We start from the raw sequence: 6,710 nt of genomic DNA on the forward strand, positions 1-6,710 counted from the left end.
ATTTATCTATTTCTTCATTTATTCTCTTTATCATTGTTTTTCTATCTATCATATTAAATACCTGCTTCCAAATTATCTTGTAATTTTAATAATTTATTTATTAGTTGAGATTTTTCTAAATCACAAAGTCTATTGTCTTTTATATATATGTAGCAGTATGGTTTATTTGTTTTATTATTCATATATTCATAAGCACTAAAATAATATAAACTTTGAAACTCACCATCAATAATAACTTCTACTACTTTAGACTTAAATAAAGTTTTTATTTCTAAATCATCTAATGCATCTTCAAAACACTTTGGAAAATAGTAATCTTTATATTTATTTGGAATATATATTTCATTTTTAGTTTTTCTCAAAACAACTACACATGATAAAGCTTCTATCTTCATATTTTCAAATTCACTTTTTATAAATTGAACGCAATCATCTATATCATCTATATTAAAAGGATACCTAAAAATTATATTAGCACCGTCTATAGTCAATTTAGGTTCTCCTAATTCTAAAATAAGCCCTTCAATATCTACTAAATACTGTATATATTTTATAGTGCTTATACCTTCTAAAAACTCTTTTAGCCTAGATAAATATGTAGTTTTAAAATTATATAAATTATCTTTATGTCCGTCTAGTTTATAAGTATCTATTAAAGAAGACGTAACTTTTATCGTATTATCTTTATAATAATGTAGTTTAGGTGAACCTAATTTTTCTATTTTTTTAAGCTCATGAAATAAATCCTTTGTATTTTTATAATAAATACTGTCTAAACTATCAAGTATTGTACTTTCTTCAGTGAGCACTATATCTTTTATACTTTCATTTGAAAGACATTTTTCAATTGGCAGACTTATATCTAAATCGTATTCATCGAATAAAAAATTTATAATCTTGTCAAATTCTAAAATTACACTTTTTATATGTTTTTTCTTATTCATACTCCACCTTCTATTTACTCAAAAATATAGTCATTTTCTGTTATAAAATCTATTATATCGTCATTATCTAATTCTTCTATAAATAATTTCTTTACGATTTTTCTATTTAGTGAGACTAAGTCTTTAAGTGCAAGTACTGTAAATTCTGGCTTTAGTTTTAAGAAGAAATTAATTGCATTTTCAAGTTTTTCTATAAGTTCTTCATCTATATCATCTATATCATCTATAGATTTAATTTTATTTAAACATTCTAATCGAGATATTATACTTCCGATTAATAGATATATCTTATCGTGTTCTGTTGGAATTTCTATATCTTTACCTGAAAGTATATCGTCTACACTTATAAGTTCATCTTTCAATTTACAAAATTGTAAAAAACTATTACATTCAATCTCGCCAACATTTCCTTCTATTTTATATCTAAGTATATCGTCATCAAAATCGAATATATTTGTATTTAATATATCGCTTACTGCGTGCCATGTTCTCGGTGATGCAAATATCATAGAAGTGCTTTCCGGTACAAAATTATGTAGTGCCCCTGGCTTAAAATTTAAGTAGCTTATTACAAAAGAATTGATTCCATTTTTATATGCAAAGTTTTTCTTCCATATATCTAAATCATATCCTATATCGTGGATTTCAAATCTATTTGCCAGCGGTGATGGCATCTGAACAAATACACCGTTGTCGTCTTCTCTATTTCCAAGTGCAACTATAAACCACCCTTCTGGCAGTATATATTCACCTAATTTTCTGTCTTGTATTAATTGATATGCAGCAGCTTGAACTCTTTTAGGTGCTGATGTAAGCTCTTCTACTAAAAAAATTCCCCTCTCTCCATCTCTTTCTACATTTGGCAAAATATCATTTGGAAGCCACTTTGTTCTAGTTTTATCTTCGTTTGGGAAAGGAATACCTTTTAGATCTGTTTCTGTATATAATAAAAGCCTTAAATCTATAAGACCCATATTTTTTCTTTCTGTTATTTGTTTTATTACTGCAGACTTTCCTATCCCCGAAGCTCCAAGACCTAGGATAGCTCTTTTTATATTATTATCGATATTAAACTCAACTATTTTTTCAAATTGTTCTATATTAATAGTAGACATATTTTAACCCCTTTATTTTTTAATTTTAAATTTATATGATTACTTACTAAAATTTTTACATATTTATTATTTTAGAACCCTTATATCCTTCAATATTTTTTGTAGTGGCATCTTCTGTGAGACACCAAATAACATTTCTAATTAAAACATTTGGTTTTGGAAAATAGCCATCAGTCAAAACTACAGCACATATATATTTTAATTTTTCATCTTTTATATAATAAAATGCACTATCTACATTAGTTCCTTCTCCTCCAACGGGTCTAGCTTTTTTAAAATTATCTTTATCTATATCAAATACATCTTGGACTATACTATCAAAAAATATTGCCTTTCCCGTAGCATTAAAATCCTTACATATATTATAAGCCTGTGACATAAAGTTTTTTAAATCATCATCAGAAATAGAACCTGATGTATCTATTACAAATAATATATCTTCTAGTTTATTTTCATCTTCATAAGCACCGGGTAAAATAAGTTCTCTATATAGATGATTTTTATCCGGAGTATCAAAAGACAAGTCATCAGATTCGATATTACTCAAATATCGCCTTAAATACTTGTACCATGGAAGTCTAGTACCGATTAAATCTTCAATTTTTCTAATTAAACTCCCTGGCATATCCCCCATAGATTTATTTCCCTGCATTTTATTAGTGATAATACTCTCCTGGATTATCCTTCTCATGTTTGATGAAGTTTTTTGTATATTTTTAGGTCTAATTAAGTCTTCTGTTATATTTTGATAATTTATATTTTGACCTAAACCACTTTTGCCTTGACCATTGCTTTGGCTATTATCATAGATATCATCATCTTTTTTTATATTTTTATATAGAATTTCATAAAGCTGTTCAAAAGACAGTTTTTCTAGTAATGCTTTATCTTCATCACTATCTACCATTAATGAGTCTTTTGGAGGTGTAATCATAATTTGATTTCGCCTAAATTCTTCTTTTTCCATATCTATATAATAGTTTACAAGATAATCCGCAGCTACATTTGCAATCTTAATATCTTTATTTGCCATTCTAGTTGGATGCATAAAAATGCAGTGATAAAGCTGATGAAGAATATAAAAATTCCTCTCACTTTCACTTAAACTCTCCATATACTCCCTATTATAAAATATTGTCTCACCATCTGTTGATGCAATATCTGTTGTATCACTTTCTTTTAACTCACCCAATTTCATCAAAATCACACCGTAAAACGGTCTTCTTTTTATTAAATTAATCTTTAATTTACTAATACTCTCCTCTATCGTCAAATCAACCACCCCTAATTACTTTCATGACTTAATTATAACTCTTTTACATATTTTAACAATAAATTTATAAAAATCTTTATTTTAAAAACTTTTTAAAACTCTAATTTATCTTTATATATATTTACACATCTTAAAATTATCCACAATTTATAAATGAATATAATTTCAAAAATAGCCCTTATAAATCAAATAATTTATAAGGGCTATTTATAAATCTACATATAATCTTTCGTATCTGTAGGTAAATTTTTTTCTTTTAATTTATATTCTATATTTTCTTTAATTATAGAATATATAATTGCAAATAATGGAACTCCTATTATCATTCCAATAAATCCAAATAATTCTCCCGCCACTAATATAGCGAATAATATCCAGAATGCTGAAATTCCTATAGAGTCTCCTAATATCTTAGGTCCTATTATATTTCCGTCAATTTGTTGTATTATAAATATTAATACTAAGAATACAACTGCTTTTGTCGGTGATTCAAATAATACAAGTACAAAACAAGGTACTGCACCTATAAATGGTCCAAAGAATGGAATTATATTTGTAACACCTACTATTACAGATATTAATACAGCATAAGGCATTTTAGCTATTGAGAATAGTATGAAACTAAGTACACCTATTATAGCTGAATCTATAATTTTACCACTTATGAATTTTCCAAAAGTATTGTTACTTCTGTGAGTTAATTCAAATATTCTATCTGCAGTTTTTCTGCTAAACATTGCGTTTACCATCTTTTTAGATAATGCATAGAATTTTTCTTTATCTAATAATAGATAAACTGATATTATTAGACCTAATATTATATTCCAAATACTAGATACTAAAGTCATAATTATATTTGCTATAAGTGGAGCTATTTCACTTATAAATGCTATTAGTTTTGCCGATATTTCTGCTAACTTATCATTCACAAAATTTGCAAGCTGATCATTTATTTCAAAATTATTAATTAATTCTTGTGTTATACTTCGTGCATTTTCCATATATTGTGGAATTTGATTTACTATACCGACCACGCTTTCTGTAAGCTGTGGGAATACAAAATGTATACTAAGGTAAATCATAACTCCAAATGTTAAATATGTAAGTAATATCCCTATCATTCTTTTTCTACTTTGTCTTATTTTATTAAAAACTTTTATATTCACTAATACTCTTTCTTCATAGAATTTTAGAATAAAGTTTAATAAATATGCTAATACAAAGCCAATAATAAATGGATATAATATTGAAATTAAATAACTTATTTTAGCACTAAATGATCCTATTTGTGATGCAAAAAAGTAAAATAAAATACTAATACATATAACAATTAAAGAGTATACAGCAACTGTATTATATTTGCTATTCCAATTTACTTTCATTTTTCCTTCCTTTCTCGCCAATTATTATAATTGCATGATTATCATGATAAGAATAATTATGCACATAATTATTGATACTAATTTGACCATAAAAGAATTATCCTTCTTTGGCTCTTCACAATAAACTTCTTCTAAGTCTATATCTTTATTTTCAACAATATCTGCTTTTACATACATTATTTTAGTTAAGTCAATTAAAATTTCATTGTAATTATTATACTTATCTTTTCTATCAAGCAATTTTTTTATAATTTTTATTACTGGTTCATTAAAAATAGTTATTTTTTCTGGGTCTAAGTTTATGCCTTTATCTATATTTTTTAACATCTCAAATTCTGTTTTTGCTATTTTAAATGGCATTTTTTTAAATAGACAATAGTACATTACAACTCCTATTGCAAAAAAATCACTTTCTATATCTGTATAATTTATATTTAATTGATGCGGTGATAAAAATGAAATATTGTCGTTCATTCTTATATTTACTCCCCCATTTGCCTTTGTTATCCCTAAATCATATATTTTTATATTATGATTTTCATCAACTAAAATATTATCTAGTCTAATCCCTCCATGATAAAAACCTTTTTCATCAAATATACTCATAGAAGTTACCATTTGTTTCATTATAAAAATAATATTATCTAAAGTTATATTATTTTTATTTACTAAATCAAATAGGCTTATTCCATTAAAATACTCACTGACAATATAATATTTAGATTCATCAGTTATTACATCTAAAATATTTGCTACATTGTCACAATCAATATTTGACATCATCATAGATTCATCTACTAGATTGGCTATAAAAGTATCTTTTATGGTAGTATTGTCCCTTATAACTTTTATATATACATCTGAATCTAATTGTAAATCTTTTGCTCTGTATAGTTTATCTATTTGTAAATCTTCATCTTTTTCATTATCAATTTTGTATCTATTATCTATAATTAACACTTTATCTCCCTCTTCCAAAATAACTTCATCATATTATATCATAAAAGTATGTCGCTAAATGGAAATTATTTAAAACTTAAGACTTTCTTAATGAAATTTTTGTATATTTTTATTTAAATCTATATTTTAAAAATTATACATTATACACAAAGCAGATAATGTATAATTTTCTTAGAATTAAAAAAAGACAAGCATATATGCTTGTCTCTTTTATCTATCCATTATACACAGCTGTATAAATTTGTTTTGTCTCTGATTTTCCATTTTTAGTTATTGTTCTATAAGTTTTTGCCCCTTCTAAGCCATTATAAGTAAACTTTGTAGTTTTTATACTTACGCCAACTCTATCTTTAGAACATCCATAAATTTGAGCTCCAGCAACTCCTCCACCTGCATATGCAGATATATATACTGGGTGGTCAAAGTTATTTGTAAATTTAAAATCACTGTCGCCGTCATTTACCATAGCATCTCTTCCTACAGGAACATATGCTGCTTTTTTACTGTGGTTTCTAACTTGTGTTATATCAAGTCCTGATAGTAAAACTGCATTAAATAAAGTTGTAGAACCTTGACATACACCTCCACCTGGTGCGTCTTGGTAATCTCCAGCAACTATAACTGATGCATATTTAAATCCATTACTTACAATTCTAGGACCTGTTGCATCGTTGTAAGAGAAAGTTTCTCCTGGCATTACTACACTTCCATCACATCTATCTAATGCTAAGGCTATATTATAATTTCTTCCATATTGAGATTGATTAAAAGTAGTTGAATAAGATCCAAGTACTGTGTCAATACTTTTCACATCTTCTGTTTTAACTCTTGGTTGTGTAACATCTACTTTTAAAGCTATTGTCTCATAATTTTTATCTTTATAAGCCTTTTCAATCGCTTTTTTATTAGTTTCATCATCGCATTTAAGACCCGTTTGTGATTCTTTCACTGTAATTCCACCTGATACTGAAATTGTAGCATCTACATATTTTTTATTTATTTGTTTAGATACTTGTCCTATTTCTTTATCTAATTT

At 26.1% G+C, this 6,710-nt stretch carries 6 protein-coding genes; all 6 read right to left on the bottom strand.

Annotation, left to right across the window (positions count from 1 at the left end; all coding sequences use genetic code 11):
- Positions 1-53: 53 nt before the first annotated feature.
- Positions 54-944, bottom strand: a complete 891-nt coding sequence (locus I4U58_RS11875; RefSeq protein WP_195931559.1) for a hypothetical protein — start codon at positions 942-944, stop codon at positions 54-56.
- A 14-nt stretch (positions 945-958) separates the two neighbouring features.
- Entirely contained in the window at positions 959-2,059 is a 1,101-nt protein-coding gene (locus I4U58_RS11880) for a MoxR family ATPase (protein ID WP_195931560.1), read from the bottom strand.
- A 55-nt stretch (positions 2,060-2,114) separates the two neighbouring features.
- Positions 2,115-3,332, bottom strand: coding sequence for a VWA-like domain-containing protein (locus tag I4U58_RS11885; RefSeq protein ID WP_195931561.1), 1,218 nt, complete (start codon positions 3,330-3,332; stop codon positions 2,115-2,117).
- 215 nt (positions 3,333-3,547) lie between these two features.
- Complete coding sequence (locus tag I4U58_RS11890; protein ID WP_195931562.1) at positions 3,548-4,714, bottom strand: AI-2E family transporter; 1,167 nt, start codon at positions 4,712-4,714, stop codon at positions 3,548-3,550.
- 24 nt (positions 4,715-4,738) lie between these two features.
- Positions 4,739-5,674, bottom strand: a complete 936-nt coding sequence (locus I4U58_RS11895) for a protein kinase (RefSeq protein ID WP_195931563.1) — start codon at positions 5,672-5,674, stop codon at positions 4,739-4,741.
- Between the two features lie 214 nt (positions 5,675-5,888).
- Positions 5,889-6,710: VanW family protein (locus I4U58_RS11900; RefSeq protein WP_195931564.1), on the bottom strand; the 822-nt coding region annotated here is incomplete at its 5' end.

Source organism: Clostridium sp. 1001270J_160509_D11, from assembly GCF_015667935.1.
Lineage (GTDB): Bacteria > Bacillota > Clostridia > Peptostreptococcales > Peptostreptococcaceae > Intestinibacter.